The organism is Sphingomicrobium lutaoense, from assembly GCF_014195685.1.
Lineage (GTDB): Bacteria > Pseudomonadota > Alphaproteobacteria > Sphingomonadales > Sphingomonadaceae > Sphingomicrobium > Sphingomicrobium lutaoense.
In genome coordinates, this window is record NZ_JACICF010000001.1 from 862,839 (window position 1) to 881,348 (window position 18,510).

Consider the following 18,510-nt stretch of genomic DNA (forward strand, 5'->3'; position numbering starts at 1 on the left):
CGCTTTTCGCGTCCAAAAGCATCCGTTTCGGCAAGCTTGTCTGCCTTTTCCGGTCCATTTCGGAGCATTGATCGCCGCCATTGCGTCACGCGGCCCTTTTCGCTACGCGGTCGCCAACCTTTTCAACCCTTTTTCCAAGGACATCCGCGACCCATGGCCGCCCAGTATAGCTACGTGATGAAAGGCCTGACCAAGGGCTTTCCCGGCACCCGCAAGCCGATCCTCAACAATATCAACCTGCAATTCTATCTCGGCACCAAGATCGGGATCGTCGGCCCCAACGGTTCGGGCAAGTCCACGCTCATGAAAATCATGGCGGGCCGCGACAAGGAATATCAGGGCGAGGCATGGGCCGGCGAGAATATCACCGTCGGTTATCTCGAACAGGAGCCGCAGCTCGATCCGTCCAAGACGGTCAAGGAAAATGTCATGGACGGCGTGCGCGAGGTCGCTGACCTCGTCGATCGGTTCAACGAGATTTCCACGCTGATGGCCGATCCTCCCGAGGATGCCGATTTCGACGCGCTGATGGCCGAGATGGGCGAACTCCAGGAAAAGATCGATGCGGTCGATGGCTGGACGCTCGACAACCAGCTCGAGATCGCGATGGAAGCGCTGCGCTGCCCGCCGGGTGACAGCAGCGTCGAAAATCTGTCGGGCGGTGAAAAGCGCCGTGTCGCACTGTGCCGCCTGCTGCTCGAAAAGCCCTCGATCCTGCTGCTTGACGAACCGACCAACCATCTCGACGCCGAAAGCGTCCAGTGGCTCGAAAAGCATCTGATGGATTATCCGGGCAACGTCATCCTCGTTACCCACGATCGCTACTTCCTCGACAATGTCGTGAACTGGATCCTCGAGCTCGATCGCGGCGCCTATTATGTCTACGAAGGCAATTATTCGACCTACCTCGAGAAGAAGGCCAAGCGCCTCGAGCAGGAAGAGCGCGAGGACGCCGGCAAGCAGAAGGCGATCAAGGACGAACTGGACTGGATCCGCAAGAATCCCAAGGGTCGCCAGACCAAGTCCAAGGCGCGTCTCAAGAATTTCGATGCGCTGATGGAAAGCCAGGAAAGCCGCGCGCCCGGCAAGGCGCAAATCCTCATCCAGGTGCCCGAGCGCCTCGGCGGCAATGTCATCGACGTCGAAGGCGTGTCCAAGGCCTATGGCGACAAGCTTCTGTTCGAAGACCTGACCTTCTCGCTGCCGCGCGGCGGTATCGTCGGGGTGATCGGTCCCAACGGCGCGGGCAAGACCACGTTGTTCAAGCTGATCACCGGACAGGAAGAACCCGACGAAGGCACGGTCAAGATCGGCGAGACGGTCAAGCTCGGCTATGTCGACCAGTCGCGCGACGAACTCGATCCCGACAAGAATGTCTGGGAAGAGGTGTCGGACGGGCTCGATATCTTCAAGCTGGGCAAGCATGAAGTGCCCACGCGCGCCTATGTCGGCGCCTTCAACTTCAAGGGCACCGACCAGCAGAAGAAGGTCGGCCAGCTTTCGGGGGGTGAACGCAACCGCGTCCATCTCGCCAAAATGCTGAAGGAGGGCGGCAACGTGCTGCTGCTCGACGAACCGACCAACGATCTCGACGTCGAAACGCTACGCGCCCTTGAAGATGCATTGGAAAGCTTCGCGGGCTGCGCGGTGGTCATCAGCCACGACCGCTTCTTCCTCGATCGCTTGGCGACGCATATCCTGGCGTTCGAAGGCGACAGCCATGTCGAATGGTTCGAAGGCAATTTCGAGGCCTATGAGGAAGACAAGCGTCGTCGCCTCGGTCCCGAGGCCGACCGTCCGCACCGGGTGACCTACAAGAAGCTGACCCGCTAGGAAAAACAGGCGCGGGGGAGGGGGCGGACCCGCTCCCCCGCAGCCTTATTTTTCGTCGCCTTTTTCGCCTTTTTCCCGCGCCTCGATCTCGATGCGGGCGCCCTTGTCGCCTTCGCGTGCTGCCTGCCGTGCCTTGGCCGCGGCCTTTTCGGCGGCCTCGGCGGCCTTTTCCGCGGCTTCGAGGATCTTCAGCCGCACCTTCTCGGCGATGGGGCCGGCTTCCTCGCGCAACCTCTCCGCTTCGGTGCGCGCGCGCCGGACGGCTTCATGCGCTTCCTCGAGTGCCACGGTGCGGGCTTCCGCTGCAGCGGCCAGCGCTTCGTCACGTGCGGCGAGCGCCGCCTTCTTGGCGCGCTCATAATGCTCTTTCGCTTTCTCACGGGCGTCTTCCACGCGCATCACATTCCTCCCTGGCTGTCTTGCCGTATTAGTGATATAATACGCCTAAAGCCGATGGGAGACAAGAACGGATGATGTCGGGAAAGGCGGGGAAGGAAAACAGGTGCCGGGCGCTCTAATGCACGTGTGAACTAAGCCCGGCACCTGCCCATCCACCAAGGCGGTGAATGTCTCGATGCAAGCAGATCGGGGCACGCGCCCGATCGCCGCCTAACTTCCTTCGTCATGTCGGGCCGGGGTTTCGCTCCATCCGAACGCACAGGCGTGATTGCGCCGATCAGGGCGCAGCGCAGCGTGTTCGGTCAATCATGAAGTGAAAATGTCAGCTCCCAAACTCAACATGGCGGATTCGACACAGGAGCCATCCTCGCGAATTCCTCCGCGCCGTCAATCCGCAATTTGCTGAAAGCGCATTTCGCTCAGGGAGCGATCCAGCAGCTCTCGACTTGGCCATCCTCGTTCCAGCGGAGACGGGCGCGGCGGTGTCCGTTCTGGTCCAGGTGGAACCAGTCGATCTCGTCGAGGCGGACGAGCAGCACCGCGAAGTTCCGGCGCCCTTCCTCGACCCGCGCATCATCGGGTCGCCGACCTTCGACATCGGGAGGCAGATTGCTCGTCGGTGCGTCCGCGATGCTGCTCGGCGGTTGCGGAGCGAGATAGCAGCGGCGGGCGAAATTGTCGGATCCGCGCCATCCTTCCTCGGCCTTGGCGCCCTCCTGTTCGATCCGGGCCACGCCGCGGCACCGAAGCTGGAGCTTGGCCTTCCGGTCGTAGAAAAGAAGCCCGACCGAACGCTCGCGCTCGATCTGCGAGACCTTGGGCGAACGGATGTCGGTGTGAAAGCGCAGGCAGCGGCGGTCGGGATCGACATGGCGAAGCACCATGATCCGAAGGTCGCCATCGGCGGTTCCCAGAACCGGCGTATGAAGTCCGCTTGACCGGTCATGCGTCGCAGCGTCCAATTGTTCGAAAATCTGCCCGCCGAGCTGGTCCAGAACAGGTTCGGCGGGGGTCGTCACGATGCGGTCCGCAAACTCAGTTGCGAATTTCGTCGCGCAATTCCCGGATGGCGGCGCGCACTTCGCGCTTGGCCTCGTCGATCGCTTCGCGTCGTTCTTCGCCCTCGAGCACGCGCCCGTCACGCTCGACGCGCGCTTCGGACTGTTCGACCGCGCTCAACACGCCCTGGATCGCGCCATCGACGCCGCGGGCGATCTGGTCGGCGGGATCGTCTCCCGCACTGGCTTCGCGCAGAGCGGCGAGCGCTTCGCTCCGTTCTTCCTGTGCGGCTTCGAGAGCGGCGCGCCGCTCCTCGTCGCTCAGCTCTCCGTTGGCGCGGATCGCGCTCAACGCGGCTTGCGCTTCGGAAAGACGGGCAACCGCCGCTTCGATATCGCTTTCCTGCTCGGCCGACAGGCGCGGGGGTTCCGGCGGGGCAGGGGGCGCGGGTGCGTCGCCGTCGCCGATGCTCATGTCGAACGACGTTCGATCCATGGCGAGATCCATTGCCTCGCCGATCGTATCGCCATTTTGGACCGCGATCCCCGCGACGGCAGCGACGCCGCATGCCGCAATCCAGAAAATGCCCTTCATTCATACCTCCCGATTGACGGAGGCGATTATCGCCCTTGCGGCGACGAACGGCAAGCTGGCTTCGATCAATCGACAAAAGGCCGCACCTTTCGGCACGGCCTTTCATCAATCGAGGCTTGTCCGGCGACTATCGGTCGCCGCGCTTGTCCGAATATTCGAACATGCCGTGGTCGATCTGGTCCTGCTTGGTGACGCCCTCGGTGGCGTCGGGATCGTCGACACGTTCCTCGGAAGCCTGGGTGGCGATGTCGCGGTTGAGATTGCCTTGCGACCGGCCCTGATGGTCGGGCGTGTCGGGCTGCCCTTCGGTCAGATGACTGTCGTCATTCTGCTTGGCCGTTTCGGCACGGCGATTGCGATCGTCGGTCATGTCTTATATCTCCACCGTAGTTCGATTGTCTTCCTTGAATTCGTCACCCGGATCGCGGCCGAGAGCGGAAAGAACCGCCGCCTTCATGGTCGCACCGGTATCGGCTTCCCAGATGTCGGCCTTGTCGGCGTCCAGCCGCAGAAGGACGAGGTTGGGATCGTCCCGACCTTCCTCGAACCAGGCTCCGATGATCGGATTCCACAGACGGTCGATCACCGCCTTGTCGTCGTCGCGAACGAGGGTGCCGTGAATATGCGCGAAAATGTCATGGCCCTTCGAGGAAAAGGCAGCGACGGCGCGGTGGCGGTCCCCCATGCCCTGGACGAGATGTTCGCGATTGTCGGCGAAGAAATAGATGGTCCTGCCGTTCTTCTCATCGATCTGGGCGGTCATCGGCCGGGTGCGGCTATCCTCGACGCCCTGCAGGCCGAGCATGATGAAGGGACTGCTCGACAGCTCCTTCCAGAATTTCTTTTCAAGAGAGCGAGCGACTTCGGCATCGCTCTTGTCGGTATTGAACATGCGTCCTTCCTTTCGTTACCCGTTCAACGAAAGGGAAAGCGCAAAGCTCCTCGTGCTACCGCAGCCTCTTCACGACCAATCGACCGTCGGCGCCGTCCTTGACTTCATATTGGTCGAGCGAGCGGACGAGGTCGGATAGGCGAGTGAAGCCGTAATTGCGAACCGCGAAGCTCGACACCGCCTTTGCGCGCTGACCGATCTCGGACAGCGAGGCATAGCCCTCCACGTCGCGCTTCGAGGCCTTGTAGGCATTGCCGAGCACATGGAGCAGCTCGGCATCCACTTCCTTCTTACCGTCGGCGGGCTTGTCCTCGTCCTCGTCGCCATTTTCGTTGGCGAGGGCTGCGACATCGAAAAAGCGCGTGCAGGCCTGCTTGAAGCTCTCGGGGGTCTTGGCGGTGCCGAAGCCATAGACCGGCAGGCCGTCCTCGCGGATGCGCTGGGCGAGGGGAAGGAAGTCGCTGTCCGACGACATGATGCCGAACCCGTCGACATGGCCGCGATAGAGAAGGTCCATCGCATCGATGGTCATCCGCATGTCGGTGGCCGACTTGCCCTTGACGATATCGAACTGCTGGACGGGCACGATCGAATGTTTCCCCGACAGGGCGCCCCAGCTTTTGAGCGCGGGCTTGGCCCAGTTGCCATAGGCGCGGCGGATGTTGATTTCCCCTAGTTCGGCAAGAACGGTGAGCACTTCGTCGAGATGTTCGGGCGATGCATTGTCGGCATCGATCAGCAGGGCGATGTTGAGTTCGACCTCGGGGGAATCGTTGGAAACAGTCATGTTGGGTTCACTCCTGCTATGATTTCATGCCCCATCGCAAGTCAAAGCAGCGCCAACGGGCGCGGAAAGGATGGAATATGAACAAGCTGATCCTTCTTCCCATCGCCAGCCTGGCCCTCACTGCCTGTGCCACCAACCGATACGGCGATCATTACGGCTATGATGACCCCTATTATTCAAGCGACAGCCGCACCGAACGCGCCGCCAAGGGCGCCGCGGTGGGCGCTGCTGCCGGCGCCGTGCTCGGCGCGGTCGTCGATGGCGTGTCGCCGGTCGAAGGCGCGATTGCCGGCGCGGCACTCGGCGGCGTGATCGGGGCCGTGGTCAAGGGCAAGCAATATTACCGCGATACCCGCGGCTATTGCTATTATGTCGATGAGCACGGCAACCCGGTCTATGATTACGACACGCGCTGCTAGCCTCCGATCACTCGGGCACGAACTGCCCGCTGTTCTCGTCGAGAACCGACAGCCGCGCTTCGCCGATGGCGAAATGGCAGCCATGCAATTGGAGCGTGCCTGCCTTTTCGCCTTCGGCGATGTAGGGGTAGGTCCGCAGATTGGCGATGCTGTGGCGGATCGCCGCCATCTCGAGTCCGGTCTGCTTGTCGGTCAAGCTGTCGTCGCCCATCACCTCTGAACGCGGCTCGTCGACCAGCGCGATCCAGTCCTTCACGAAGCCCTGGTCGGGATGGCCGAGATCGACCCCGTTGAGCGCGGCCGCGATGCCGCCGCAAGCCGCATGGCCCATGACCACGATGTGACGGACCTTGAGGCCGAGCACGCCATATTCGATGGCCGAAGCCACGCCCTGGTGCCCCGAACCCGGCTCGAAGGGCGGGACGAGATTGGCAACGTTGCGAAGGATGAACGCCTGTCCGGGCGCGGTGTCGAAAAGCGTGGCAGGATCAACGCGGCTGTCCGAACAGCTGATGATCATCACCGGCGGCTGCTGGCCTTGCGCCAGTTCTTCCCATTGTCCGCGATGCGCTTGATAGTCGTTGCGGCGAAAGCGGTGGTATCCGTCAAGCAGTTCGACAAAGGCAGACATGGATGGGCTCCTTCCACATGGTTCGGGGGTCTAGCTTGCCGCCCGCTATCCGCAATGCCTTGGCATTGGCAAGCGTCATCGCTATCTCGCCCCCCATGAATGCTCCGCTGCCCGTGCCGCCCAAGATGCGCAAGCCCGACTGGATCCGCGTTAAAGCTCCCGTTTCGGAAGGATATGCCGAAACCAAGAAGCTGATGCGCTCGCTCAATCTCGCCACCGTTTGCGAGGAAGCCGCCTGTCCGAACATCGGCGAGTGCTGGACCAAGAAACATGCCACGGTGATGATCCTTGGCGACACCTGCACGCGCGCCTGCGCTTTCTGCAACGTGAAGACCGGCATGCCGCGCAGCGTCGATCCGCTCGAACCCGAACATGTCGCCACCGCAGCGGCCGAACTGGGCCTCGAACATATCGTCATCACCTCGGTGGACCGCGACGATCTGCCCGATGGCGGGGCAGGACAGTTCGTGAAGGTGATCGAGGCGTTGCGTCGCAACACGCCCACGACCACCATCGAGATCCTCACGCCCGATTTCCGAAACAAGCATGAAGCCGCGATCGAGGCGATCGTCGAGGCGCGACCCGACGTCTTCAACCATAATCTCGAAACCGTGCCGAGGCTCTATCCCACGATCCGCCCGGGCGCGCGCTATTATGCTTCGCTGCGCCTTCTCGAGATGGTCAAGAAGCTCGATCCGTCGATCTTCACCAAGTCGGGGATCATGGTCGGCCTTGGCGAACAGCGGCTCGAAGTGCACCAGGTGATGGACGACATGCGCTCGGCCGACATCGACTTCCTCACCATGGGCCAATATCTCCAGCCGACGCCCAAGCATGCCAAGGTCGAGGAATTTGTCACGCCCGACGCGTTCAAGGCCTATGCCTCGATCGCGCGCGCCAAGGGCTTTCTCCAGGTCGCCGCGTCGCCGCTGACCCGGTCGAGCTATCATGCCGGCGACGATTTCAACGAGATGCGTGCGGCGCGTGAAAAGCAGCTGGCCCGTCAGAAGGAGCGGGCGCGCTAATGCCTCGGCATAGCGAGACCCGCTATCTTCCCTATTCGCCCGAACAGCTTTTCACGCTGGTGGCCGATGTCGGTCGCTATGACGAATTCCTGCCCTGGGTCACCGCGGTTCGCGTCCGTTCGGACAGCGAGAAGGAAATGGTCGCGGACCTCGTGGTCGGTTTCAAGGCCTTCAAGGAGCGATTCACCAGCAAGGTGACCAAGGACCATGAGGATCGGCGCATCTGCGTCGATTATATCGAGGGCCCGCTCAAATATCTGCATAACGAATGGCATTTCGAGCCCGCCGACGATGGCGGGAGCAATGTCCATTTCTCGGTCGATTTCGCCTTCAAGAGTCGCATCTTCGAAAGCCTTGCAGGCCAGATGTTCGATCGTGCGCTACGGCGGATGACGGGCGCCTTCGAGGAGCGGGCGAAAGAGCTTTACGGCTCCAGCAGCGACAGCGCGGTCAGCGCCGCCTGACAGCGGATTCCCGCCCGTCCGTTTTCCGTATCGAACTGGTGGCGCTGCGTGGTCGGCCGCTCTCCGCTCCGCGTGGCAACGCCGAAGATGACGAGGCCCACAGGCTTTTCCTTGCTGCCGCCGGTCGGGCCGGCGACCCCCGTGATCGACACCGCAATATCCGCGCCGCTGGCGAGGAGCGCGCCCCGCGCCATCGCTGCCGCCGTATCCTCGCTGACCGCGCCTTCGCGTTCGATGATCTCGGCGTTGACATTGAGCTGGATGCGCTTGGCGGCATTGGAATAAGTGACGAAGCCGACCATGAAGACATCGGACGCGCCCGAAATCTCGGTCAGGGCGGCGCTGACCAGCCCACCCGTGCAACTTTCGGCAAGCGCGATGCGCCGCCCGGCGGCGCGGTTGGCATCCACCACCGCCTTGGCCTTCTCGACGATTTCGTCGGGCAGGACGTGATCCATCATTTCATCTCCATCCGGAGGGTTGCGACGGCCTGACAGGCAATGCCTTCCTTGCGCCCGGTAAAGCCGAGCCGTTCGCTGGTAGTCGCCTTTACGCTGACCTGTCCTTCATCCAATTCCAGCATGCGTGCGATGTTCCCCCGCATGGCGTCGCGGTGCGGTCCGATGCGTGGGGCTTCGCAGATGATCGTCGCGTCGAGATGCTCGATGATCCCGCCCGCTTCGGCGGCCAGCGTCGCGGCATGGCGAAGAAATTGTTCGCTGTCTGCGCCTTTCCACTGCGGATCGGACGGCGGGAAATGATCGCCGATATCGCCCATCGCGACTGCGCCCAGGATCGCATCGGTGAGAGCGTGAAGAAGCACATCGGCATCGCTATGGCCCGACAGGCCCTTGTCATGCGTGATATCCAGCCCACCGAGCCGGACGGGGCCGGACCCGGCGAAGGCATGAACGTCGAACCCCATGCCCACCCGCGTCGTCGTGCGGGCGGCCATCATGCGCTCGGCGCGGGCAAAATCCTCGGCGGTGGTCAGTTTCTCGAGCATCGGGTCTCCTTCGACCAGCGCCACGTCCACGCCGAAGGCGCGCGCTACCTGCGCTTCGTCGGTGGGCTCGCCTTCGTGCGCGGCATAGGCCTTGCGGAGAAGATCGGCGCGAAAAGCCTGCGGGGTCTGGACGCGGACGATGGCGTCACGATCGATCGTTCCGCCGACCCTGTCGCCATGACGCCGCGCCAGCGTATCGACCGACGCCAGGGCGGGCGTGGCCGCCCCATGCTCGTCCAGCGCGGAGAGCAGGCGGTCGATTACCGGGAGCGGGCAGAAGGGGCGGGCAGCATCGTGGATCAAAACCCGGTCGGCACGGACGGCGGCAAGGCCGTTGCGAACGCTCTGCGAGCGGCTGTCGCCGCCGATGATCCATTCGCCGACATCGCGCTCGCCCAGCGCGGCGCGGGCCATTTCTTCCTGGTCCTTGCCGATTACCACGCGCACCTGATCGATGGACGGGTGCGACGCCAGCGCATCGACCGCGCGGGCCAGAACGCTCTTGCCGCCAAGGTGGCGATATTGCTTGGGAAGCGCACCCTCCATGCGGGTCCCGCTACCGGCAGCCATGATGAGGGCGTCGGTGGACATGGCCCGCGCGTAACCGCGAAAATCTTGCTCCTCAAGGGGCTTATCGCTATGGGCGACGCCCATGTCTCGTATCAAACCCATCCAGATCGGCCCGATCACCATCGAGGACCCGGTCATCCTCGCGCCCATGACGGGCGTGACCGACGTGCCGTTCCGCAAGGTGGTGAAGCGTTTCGGTGCGGGGCTTACCGTGTCCGAGATGATCGCGTCCGAAGCGATGATCCGCGAAACCCGGCAGAGCGTCCAGAAAGCCACCTGGGATGCGTCCGAACAGCCCGTCTCGCTCCAGCTGGCGGGCTGCGAACCCGCGCGCATGGCCGAAGCGGCGAAACTCAACGAGGACAAGGGCGCCGACATCATCGACATCAACATGGGTTGCCCCGTGAAAAAGGTGGTGAACGGCTATGCCGGTTCGGCGCTGATGCGCGACCTCCCGCTGGCCGCCCGGCTGATCGAGGCGACCGTGAAGGCGGTGAAGGTGCCCGTGACGCTCAAGATGCGGATGGGCTGGGACCATGACAGCCTCAATGCTCCCGAACTGGCGCGCATCGCCGAGGATCTCGGCATCCAGATGATCACGGTGCACGGCCGCACCCGCTGCCAGCTCTACAAGGGCAGTGCCGACTGGGCCTTCATCGCCAAGGTCAAGGCCGCCACGAGCCTGCCGGTGATTGCCAATGGCGACATCAATTCGGTCGAGGACGCGCATGCAGCATTGGACCAATCGGGCGCGGACGGAGTGATGATCGGGCGCGGTGCCTATGGCAAGCCGTGGCTGCTCGCGCAGGTCATTTCCGAGCTGAAGGGCGAGGGGAGCATCCCCGATCCCTCGATGGACGAGCAGCTCGAGACCATCCTGGCCCAATATGACGACATGCAGTCGCTCTACGGCAAGGTCGTCGGGGTCAATTGCGCGCGCAAGCATATCGGCTGGTACACCAAGGGGCTGGCGGGCTCGGCCGAGTTCCGCAACCGCGTGAACCAGGAAGAGGATCCCGAGCGGGTCAAGGCGATGCTTCGCGAATTCTACGCACCGTGGCTCAAGCGCGCGGCGGCCTGATCGCCAGCTAACCGGCTTGATTTTCCATCAAAAACGGCAGTTTGCGTGCGATGTGCACAGACTGTGTTTTTCATGCAACGCTTCCGTGCTAGGGCGGGAGAGTGATGGATGCTGCGCGTTCCGATTCTGACCTGATGAGCGACGACCGGCCGCGCTATGATCGCTGGCTGAATATCGCGACATGGGTGGCCGCGGCTTTCCTCGTCATTATGCTCGTCATTTCGGGCGACCTCCTCCTTCACGACCATGAAGACCAGGCCCTGGTGGACCTGCCGACCGTCGCCTTGCTGATGATCGGGACGCTCATCCCAGCGATCGTCCTCATGGTGCTGCTTTCGCGCAAGGTCGCGCAGCGCAAGGGATTCAAGCAGGGGCTGGGTTCGGGACGGCTGCACACGCGGCTGGTCGCGCTCTTTTCGATCATCGCGGCGGTGCCGACCGTTCTCGTCGCCATCTTCGCCACCCTGCTCATCCAGTCGGGGCTCGAATTCTGGTTTTCCGACCGCCCGCGCACCTTGCTCGAAAATACGCAGAGCATGGGACAGGCGGTGCTCGAGGCCGAATATTTCGACGTTTCGGACGAAGCGGTGGCGATGGCCAACGATCTCGTCGTGTTGGGGCTCGAAGAAGGCCTCGCGCTCGACAGTCCGGTTTTCGAGGAACTGGTCGCCTACCAGCTCTATGTCCGCAGCCTGTTCGAAGGCGCGGTGATCGTCGTCGACGAGGAGAAACAGGTCCGCGCCTATGCCGTCATCAACGAATATGATGGCATGCTCACCCCCGAGCGCATCATCCCCGCGATCGAGGAACTCGGACCCAGCGTCGAAGGCGAGGGCGATACGGTCGCGGTCGAGGAACAGGGGAGGGTGCAGGTCATTACGCCGCTCCCCGGGGTCGAGAATGCCTTCCTGTTCGTCTCGCGCGATGTCGATCCCGTCCTCAGCGAACAGATGGCACGCACCAACAGCATCATCGCCAATTATGAAGAGCTGATCCAGGAATCGCGGCGCAACCAGCTGCAGTTCAATGCCGCCCTGCTGTTCGGTTCGATCTTCATCGTCGGGCTGGCGATTGCCGCCGCGCTCAAGCTCGCCGACCGGCTGGCGCGCCCCATCGGTCAATTGGTCGAAGCCGCCAACCGCGTCGAGGAAGGCGATTTTTCCGCGCGCGTCCCCGAGATCGACACCACCGACGAAGTCGCCACTCTGGCCGCGGCATTCAACCGGATGACCTACCGGATCGAGGAGCAGACGGGCGCCTTGCTGACTGCCAACGACCAGCTCGACACCCGCCGCGCCTTCATCGAGGCGGTACTGTCGTCGGTTACCGCGGGCGTGATCGCGCTCGACAACAATAATCACATCCTGCTCACGAACCGCTCGGCTTCGGCGCTTCTGGGCGACGAAGGGCTCGAAGGGCGAGAGCTGCATGACGTCTCGGCGGAGCTGGACGAATTCATGGCGGGCGAAGCGCAGGAAGCCAATGCGATCATTCCATCGGAAAGCGGGCAGCGCACGCTGGCGGTGAAACGGGTGCGCTACGAGGACGGCGCGGTGCTGACCTTCGACGACATCACCGACCAATTGTCGGACCAGCGCCGCGCGGCATGGTCGGACATTGCCCGTCGCATCGCGCATGAAATCAAGAACCCCCTGACTCCGATCCAGCTCGCCGCAGAACGGCTCGAGCGTCGCTATGGCAAGGAAATCGGCGACGACACCTTCGGCCGCCTCACCGACACCATCGTCCGGCAGGTCGGCGACCTTCGCCGGATGGTCGACGAGTTCAGCAATTTTGCGCGGATGCCCAAGCCCGTGTTCCGCGACGAGAATGTCCATGACATCGCCCGCGCCGCGCTGTTCCTGCATGAAGTCGCGCATCCCGGGGTCAATTTCTCGATGGAGCCGGCGCATGGTGAGATGCGCATGGTCTGCGACCGGCGCCAGCTCTCCCAGGCGCTCACAAACATCGTCAAGAATGCGGTCGAAGCAATCGAGGCGCGGCGCAAGCTGGGGCAGGAGCATGAGGAAGGCGATTGCGTCGAACTCAAGATGCGGCGCGAGGGCGGTGAATTGATCATCGACGTCACCGACACCGGCGTCGGCCTTCCCGAAGATCGTGAACGGCTCACCGAACCCTATATGACGACGCGTGTGCGCGGCACCGGCCTCGGCCTCGCGATCGTCAAGAAGATCGTCGAGGAGCATGAAGGCGAGATCGCCTTCCTCGACCGCATCGGAGGCGGCACCCATGTCCGCATCCTGTTCCATGCCGACCGCCTGGCCGGCATGGCCACCGACAGTCCCGCCGCCGACATGATCAAGCGCGGCGACGACCATGAATATGATGAGGAAAGCTGATGGCGCTTGAAGTTCTTGTAGTCGACGACGAGGCCGACATTCGCGAACTGGTTTCCGGCGTGCTGGAAGACGAAGGCTACCAGGTGCGCACCGCGGGCGACAGCGCCAGCGCGCTCGACGCCATCGAACACCGCCGTCCCCAGCTGGCGCTGCTCGATGTCTGGTTGCAGGGCTCCAAGCTCGACGGTCTCCAGTTGCTCGAGGAAATCAAACGCCGCGACGCGACGCTCCCCGTCATCATGATCAGCGGTCATGGCAATCTCGATACCGCCGTCGCAGCAGTCCGGGCGGGCGCGGTCGATTTCATCGAAAAGCCCTTCGAGGCCGAAAAACTGCTGCACCTCGTCGCCCGCGCCACCGAGACCGATCGTTTGCGCCGTGAAAACGAGCAGCTGAAGGCGCAGGCCGGCCAGGAAGAACAACTCGACGGCACCTCTGCCGCCCTCAATGCCGTCCGCGCCACGCTGAAGCGCGTCGCTCCCACGGGAAGCCGGGTGATGATCACCGGACCCGCGGGTGTGGGCAAGGAAATCGCCGCACGCACCATTCACCAATGGAGCCCGCGCGCCGCTGCGCCCTTCGTCACCGTTTCCTCGGCGATGATGGCGCCCGAACGGGTCGAGGAAGAGTTGTTCGGCGCCGAACGCGACGGCGTGGCGCGCCCGGGCCTCATGGAGCAAGCGCATGGCGGCACGCTGTTCCTCGACGAGATCGCCGACATGCCGATGAACACGCAGGCAAAGATCCTGCGCGTGCTCACCGACCAGAGCTACACCCGCGTCGGTGGCCAGCGCCCGGTGAAGGTCGACGTGCGCGTGCTCTCGGCCACATCGCGCGACCTGCAGGCTGAAATCGACGCCGGCCGCTTCCGCGAGGATCTCTTCTATCGCCTCAATGTCGTGCCGGTGCGCATCCCGCCGCTTTCCGAACGGCGCGAGGACATTCCCGTGCTGGTCGACCATTTCCTCGCCCGCTTTGCCGCCGATCGCCGCATGGCGCCGCCGCGCGTTTCGGACGAGGCGCTGGCCGCGCTGCAGGCGCACGACTGGCCCGGCAATGTCCGCCAGCTTCGCAACATCATCGAGCGCACGATGATCCTCATGCCCGGCGACCGCGCCGACTGTATCGAGATCGACCTGCTACCGCCCGAAGTCACCGACAGCGGAAATACCTCCGGCAGCATCACCTCGTCGGCCGCGATCATGGGCTCGCCGCTCCGCGAAGCACGCGAGAATTTCGAGCGCGAATATCTCAAAATCCAGATTCGCCGTTTTTCAGGGAATATTTCCCGCACTGCCGCGTTTATCGGCATGGAGCGCTCGGCGCTTCACCGGAAATTGAAAGCGCTGGGCATCAATGAGAAGCGCGGCGAAGAAAAGTAAGCTCATGCACGATGGCGCACAGTCAGTCAGAATTACAGTCAGCCTTCCTCAACGCGTGCCGCAAGCAACGTCTTTCGGTGAGCATGTATCTCATGAAGGGGGTCCGCCTTCAGGGGCAGATCACGGGGTTCGGCAGCTATTCGCTCGTCCTCCGGCGCGGCGGGCAGGAGCAGCTCGTCTACAAGCATAGCGTCTGTTCGATCGTCCCCGCCGAGCGGCCCGACCTCGAACTTCCGACCCATCGCGGCGACAGTCTCCAGGACGGCTTTCTCGATCGCCACGTCGATGTAGGAATGACGGTCTTCCTTACGAACGGCGTTCTCCTGAAAGGCCGCCTCGTCGCCCATGACGCATTTTCGCTCCTCCTGGAAACGGGTGAGGGGCCGCAACTCTTGTTCAAGCATGCCGTCTCCACGCTCCAGCCCGACGGGAAACAGGCGTGAGCATCTTCAACCGCGACGAAGATGACGGCATCGTCCATGGCGAACGGGCATTGCTCGCGGTTCCCGAAATCGCGCGCCAACCTGCATCGCGTTCCGCCGACGCGCGGATCGAGGAGGCAACGGGCCTTGCCGAGGCGATCGGCATCGAGGTGGTGGAGGCCGGCGCCTACCGCATCCGCAACGTCAAGCCCGCAAGCCTTTTCGGCATGGGCCAGGCCGAGGAAATCGCCGAGCGCGCCGAGGAAGCGAAAGCGGGCCTCATCATTGTCGATGGCGCGCTGACGCCCGTTCAGCAGAAGACGCTGGAGGAAGCGACCAAGCGCAAGGTGATCGACCGCACCGGCCTCATTCTCGAGATCTTTGGCGAACGCGCTGCGACCGCCGAAGGGCGGCTTCAGGTCGAACTTGCCCATCTCGACTATCAGGCGGGCCGACTGGTGCGCAGCTGGACCCACCTCGAAAGACAGCGCGGCGGCTTCGGCTTTCTCGGCGGTCCCGGCGAAACCCAGATCGAGGCCGACCGGCGCATGATCCGCGACCGGATGGCCAAGATCCGGCGCGAGCTCGAACAGGTGCGCAAGACTCGCGGCCTGCACCGCGAAAGGCGCCAGCGGGCGCCTTGGCCGGTGGTCGCGCTCGTGGGTTACACCAACGCAGGGAAGTCCACTCTTTTCAACCGCTTGACTCGCGCTTCTGTGATGGCGGAAGATCTTTTGTTCGCCACGCTCGACCCGACCATGCGCGAAATCTCGATCCCGGGGCATAGCAAGGTGATCCTCTCGGACACGGTGGGTTTCGTGTCCGACCTGCCGACCCAGCTGGTCGCGGCCTTCCGCGCGACGCTTGAGGAAGTTGCCTCGGCGGACCTTATCCTTCACGTCCGCGACATTTCGCACGGCGACAGCGAGGCCCAGGCCGACGATGTCGAGGCCGTGCTCACCGACCTCGGGCTGGAGGGGGAGGGGGCACCGCCCCGCCTCGAAATCTGGAACAAGATCGACCTTCTGAACGAGGAGCGCCGCGAACAGCTTTCGCATGAAGCCGCGCGGCGCGAGGACGTGATCGCGATCAGCGCGGTGACAGGGGAAGGCGTGGACGCGATGCTCGAGATGATCGGCCAGCGGCTGACCCCCGAGACGCGTCGCTATGAAATCCGCATCCCCGCGAGTGACGGCGCACGGATCAGCTGGCTGCACCGCCGTGGCAAGGTGCGCGAAAGCCGCATGGAAGATGACGTCATGACGCTAGATGTCGAGCTTTCCACGGAGGCAAAGGCGCGGTTCGACGCACTTTAGCGCTTGGCCGCCTGCCACAAGGCTTCCTTGTCATCGAGGGGCATTTCCTCGAAACCGGGCTCGGTCTCGATGGCGCGAAATCTCCTCTCGAACTTGCGATTGGCCTGCCGAAGCGCTTCCTCGCTGTCGACTCCCAGGAAACGAGCGAGATTGACCACGGCGAACAGGAGGTCTCCGATTTCCTCCTGTCTCTCTTCGTCGGTCCGCGCCGCTTCGACTTCGGCTAGCTCCTCGTGGATCTTGGCCTTGGCGCCCGAAGCATCCGGCCAGTCGAAGCCGGTCCGCGCGGCGCGCTTCTGCAGCTTGTGCGCCCGTTCGAGCGCGGGGAGGGCGAGCGCCACCCCGGCAAGCGCGCTCCTGTCATCGCTTTCCTTGCGCTCGGCAGCCTTGATTTCCTCCCAAAGGTGATGCCCGCCTTCTCTGGCGTCGCCGAAGATGTGCGGATGGCGCCGCTCCATCTTGTCGCAGATCCGCTCGAACACCTCGTCGAGCGTGAACAGGCCCTGTTCCTCGGCCATGACGCTGTGGAAGATGACTTGCAGCTGCAGGTCGCCCAATTCGTCGGCCAGCCCGTCCATATCCTCGCGGGCGATGGCGTCGGCGACTTCATAGGCCTCTTCGATCGTATAGGGCGCGATCGTCGCGAAGGTCTGGACACTGTCCCATTCGCAGCCATTTTCGCGGTCGCGAAGGCGGTGCATGATCGCTTTCAGCCGGTCGAGGCTCATAGAATGTCCCTTTGCTGCAACAGTCGACCGACACCTTGGCGCGACGGGCATCCGAGGGAAAGGCAAAGGTTCACTTTCCGGCCCAATTCTGCATGACTGCGGCAAATTCGGGAGAGTTTCTTGACCACAGAACCTTTGGTGCAGCCGCTGATCACCAGCCCTGCGATCACTTTCGGCATCCTTTGCGCCATCCTCGGCATCCTCTTCTACACGCGCAGCCTCGGCGGGGGCTGGGCGCGCTTCTACCGGACGGTGCCGATCATCCTGCTCTGCTATCTCATCCCGTCTTTGCTCAACAGTTTCAATGTGATCAGCGAGGATGTTGTCAAACTCTGGCCGGTCGCACGAGACTATTTTCTGCCTGCCAGCCTCATTCTCCTGACCTTGAGCATCGACCTCAAGGCCGTGCTCGGGCTGGGGCCCAAGGCACTGATCATGTTCTTCACCGCGACCATCGGGATCATCATCGGCGGGCCGATCGCGGTCGCGCTGGTGGGGACCTTTAGCCCCGAGACGGTCGGAGGCGAGGGGGCCGACGCCGCTTGGCGTGGGCTCGCCACCGTCGCGGGGAGCTGGATCGGCGGCGGCGCCAACCAGACCGCGATGCTCGAGGTTTATGGCTATAATGTCGAAAATTACGCCGCGATGGTCGCGGTCGATATCGTGGTCGCCAACATCTGGATGGCTTTCCTCCTCTACGGCGCAGGCAATCCTGAACCCATCGACCGCTGGCTGAAAGCCGATTCCAGCGCCATCGAGCGGCTCAAGAATCAGATGGCCGACTATAGCGCGTCACTCGAACGCCCTTCGAAGGTCGAGGACTATATGGCGCTCACCGCGATCGCTTTCGGCGGCGTGGGCCTTTCACACCTTGTCGCCATGCTCATGACCGGCTTCATCGGCGGCATTGCCGGCATGGAGGATTCGGTGCTGGCGAGCGGCTTTTTCTGGGTGGTCGTCACTGCCACCACCCTGGGCCTGGGACTGAGCTTTACACGCGCATCACGGCTCGAAGGCGCGGGCGCATCGAAAATCGGCACGGTCTTCATCTTCCTGCTCGTCACCGTGATCGGCACGCGCATGGACATTTTCTCGGTGGCCGATCAGCCGCTTATCTTCCTCGTGGGGATCATCTGGATGCTGGTGCACACCGGGCTGCTCTTCACCGTCGCGAAGATCATCCGCGCGCCTTTCTTCTTCATCGCGATCGGATCCAAGGCAAATGTCGGCGGTGCCGCCTCGGCACCCGTGCTGGCCGCGGCCTTCCATCCCGCCTTGGCGCCCGTGGGCGTGCTCCTTGCCGTGCTCGGCTATGCGCTGGGCACCTATGGCGCGATCCTCACCGCCGAGCTGATGGCCATCGTCGCACCCTGAGCCTTTGACACGCTCGGGCGGCGCTTCCGCCTCGCGAGGCGCAACGCCCGGGCGAGTGGGGTTCAGCGTCATATGCCGACTTTGATGGTCCGACGGCCTGCTGATGCTCTTCGAGCCCGATCGGCTGCGACCAGAGCCGAAAGTGCAGTGATGGTGCGCAACAAGGGCGCGAATGAGATCGAGCGGAAAAGGGGAGAACCATGACAAACTCCGCTAATCCCTAAGTCT

The 18,510-nt window shown here is 63.1% G+C and carries 20 protein-coding genes; 10 read left to right on the forward strand and 10 right to left on the reverse strand.

Translation table 11 applies throughout. The annotated features are described in order from the left end of the window. The first annotated feature begins 153 nt into the window (after positions 1-153). Positions 154-1,833 carry an energy-dependent translational throttle protein EttA gene (ettA, locus tag FHS50_RS04040; RefSeq protein WP_183933090.1) on the forward strand — a complete coding sequence of 560 codons (1,680 nt, stop codon included), beginning with the start codon at positions 154-156 and terminating at the stop codon, positions 1,831-1,833. 45 nt (positions 1,834-1,878) lie between these two features. On the opposite strand, the gene FHS50_RS04045 is transcribed toward ettA, so the two are convergent. From FHS50_RS04045 to FHS50_RS04070, 6 genes are all read right to left on the reverse strand, one after another. Then, the gene (locus FHS50_RS04045; protein ID WP_183933091.1) at positions 1,879-2,232 is read right to left on the reverse strand and encodes a hypothetical protein; all 354 of its coding nucleotides are present in this window, start codon (positions 2,230-2,232) and stop codon (positions 1,879-1,881) included. A 419-nt stretch (positions 2,233-2,651) separates the two neighbouring features. Beyond that, positions 2,652-3,251 carry a pyridoxamine 5'-phosphate oxidase family protein gene (locus FHS50_RS04050; RefSeq protein WP_265568991.1) on the reverse strand — a complete coding sequence of 200 codons (600 nt, stop codon included), beginning with the start codon at positions 3,249-3,251 and terminating at the stop codon, positions 2,652-2,654. A 16-nt stretch (positions 3,252-3,267) separates the two neighbouring features. Beyond that, positions 3,268-3,825, reverse strand: coding sequence for a hypothetical protein (locus FHS50_RS04055; RefSeq protein WP_183933092.1), 558 nt, complete (start codon positions 3,823-3,825; stop codon positions 3,268-3,270). A 127-nt stretch (positions 3,826-3,952) separates the two neighbouring features. Next, positions 3,953-4,195 carry a hypothetical protein gene (locus FHS50_RS04060; protein ID WP_183933093.1) on the reverse strand — a complete coding sequence of 81 codons (243 nt, stop codon included), beginning with the start codon at positions 4,193-4,195 and terminating at the stop codon, positions 3,953-3,955. Positions 4,196-4,198: 3 nt separating this feature from the next. Beyond that, positions 4,199-4,717, reverse strand: a complete 519-nt coding sequence (locus FHS50_RS04065) for a pyridoxamine 5'-phosphate oxidase family protein (RefSeq protein WP_183933094.1) — start codon at positions 4,715-4,717, stop codon at positions 4,199-4,201. Between the two features lie 55 nt (positions 4,718-4,772). Continuing rightward, a complete protein-coding gene (locus tag FHS50_RS04070) occupies positions 4,773-5,504 on the reverse strand; it encodes an NYN domain-containing protein (protein WP_183933095.1) in 732 nt (243 codons plus the stop codon). 77 nt (positions 5,505-5,581) lie between these two features. On the opposite strand from FHS50_RS04070, the gene FHS50_RS04075 reads away from it, so the two are divergent. Next, entirely contained in the window at positions 5,582-5,923 is a 342-nt protein-coding gene (locus tag FHS50_RS04075; protein ID WP_183933096.1) for a YMGG-like glycine zipper-containing protein, read from the forward strand. 7 nt (positions 5,924-5,930) lie between these two features. On the opposite strand, the gene FHS50_RS04080 is transcribed toward FHS50_RS04075, so the two are convergent. Next, entirely contained in the window at positions 5,931-6,554 is a 624-nt protein-coding gene (locus tag FHS50_RS04080; RefSeq protein ID WP_183933097.1) for a carbonic anhydrase, read from the reverse strand. 95 nt (positions 6,555-6,649) lie between these two features. Here FHS50_RS04080 and lipA point away from each other — a divergent pair, with 95 nt between their 5' ends. Beyond that, on the forward strand, positions 6,650-7,579 hold the full coding sequence (gene lipA / locus FHS50_RS04085; RefSeq protein WP_183933098.1) for a lipoyl synthase: 930 nt from the start codon (positions 6,650-6,652) through the stop codon (positions 7,577-7,579). Further along, positions 7,579-8,043 carry a type II toxin-antitoxin system RatA family toxin gene (locus tag FHS50_RS04090; RefSeq protein ID WP_183933099.1) on the forward strand — a complete coding sequence of 155 codons (465 nt, stop codon included), beginning with the start codon at positions 7,579-7,581 and terminating at the stop codon, positions 8,041-8,043. The genes lipA and FHS50_RS04090 overlap by 1 nt, the downstream gene beginning before the upstream one ends. On the opposite strand, the gene FHS50_RS04095 is transcribed toward FHS50_RS04090, so the two are convergent. Continuing rightward, positions 8,004-8,501 (reverse strand): CinA family protein, encoded by a 498-nt coding sequence (locus FHS50_RS04095; RefSeq protein ID WP_183933883.1) that lies wholly within the window; start codon positions 8,499-8,501, stop codon positions 8,004-8,006. The two genes, FHS50_RS04090 and FHS50_RS04095, sit on opposite strands and share 40 nt — an antisense overlap. Next, positions 8,501-9,640: a bifunctional 2-C-methyl-D-erythritol 4-phosphate cytidylyltransferase/2-C-methyl-D-erythritol 2,4-cyclodiphosphate synthase gene (locus FHS50_RS04100; protein ID WP_183933100.1), complete on the reverse strand. Its 1,140-nt coding sequence runs from the start codon at positions 9,638-9,640 to the stop codon at positions 8,501-8,503. The genes FHS50_RS04095 and FHS50_RS04100 overlap by 1 nt, the downstream gene beginning before the upstream one ends. A gap of 61 nt (positions 9,641-9,701) precedes the next feature. Here FHS50_RS04100 and dusB point away from each other — a divergent pair, with 61 nt between their 5' ends. The 5 genes from dusB to hflX all read left to right on the forward strand — a co-directional run bounded on the left by dusB (position 9,702) and on the right by hflX (position 16,180). Next, positions 9,702-10,700 carry a tRNA dihydrouridine synthase DusB gene (gene dusB / locus FHS50_RS04105; protein ID WP_183933101.1) on the forward strand — a complete coding sequence of 333 codons (999 nt, stop codon included), beginning with the start codon at positions 9,702-9,704 and terminating at the stop codon, positions 10,698-10,700. A 104-nt stretch (positions 10,701-10,804) separates the two neighbouring features. Next, the gene (locus tag FHS50_RS04110) at positions 10,805-13,060 is read left to right on the forward strand and encodes a sensor histidine kinase NtrY-like (RefSeq protein WP_183933102.1); all 2,256 of its coding nucleotides are present in this window, start codon (positions 10,805-10,807) and stop codon (positions 13,058-13,060) included. After that, positions 13,060-14,442, forward strand: a complete 1,383-nt coding sequence (gene ntrX / locus FHS50_RS04115) for a nitrogen assimilation response regulator NtrX (RefSeq protein ID WP_183933103.1) — start codon at positions 13,060-13,062, stop codon at positions 14,440-14,442. The genes FHS50_RS04110 and ntrX overlap by 1 nt, the downstream gene beginning before the upstream one ends. Positions 14,443-14,453: 11 nt before the next feature. Further along, positions 14,454-14,885, forward strand: a complete 432-nt coding sequence (gene hfq, locus FHS50_RS04120; protein WP_183933104.1) for an RNA chaperone Hfq — start codon at positions 14,454-14,456, stop codon at positions 14,883-14,885. Continuing rightward, entirely contained in the window at positions 14,882-16,180 is a 1,299-nt protein-coding gene (gene hflX, locus FHS50_RS04125) for a GTPase HflX (RefSeq protein WP_183933105.1), read from the forward strand. The genes hfq and hflX overlap by 4 nt, the downstream gene beginning before the upstream one ends. Here hflX and mazG read toward each other — a convergent pair. Continuing rightward, entirely contained in the window at positions 16,177-16,908 is a 732-nt protein-coding gene (mazG, locus tag FHS50_RS04130; RefSeq protein WP_183933106.1) for a nucleoside triphosphate pyrophosphohydrolase, read from the reverse strand. The two genes, hflX and mazG, sit on opposite strands and share 4 nt — an antisense overlap. 120 nt (positions 16,909-17,028) lie before the next feature. Between mazG and FHS50_RS04135 the strand changes: the two genes are divergently transcribed. Then, on the forward strand, positions 17,029-18,282 hold the full coding sequence (locus tag FHS50_RS04135) for a DUF819 family protein (protein ID WP_246332945.1): 1,254 nt from the start codon (positions 17,029-17,031) through the stop codon (positions 18,280-18,282). The last annotated feature ends 228 nt before the right edge of the window (positions 18,283-18,510 follow it).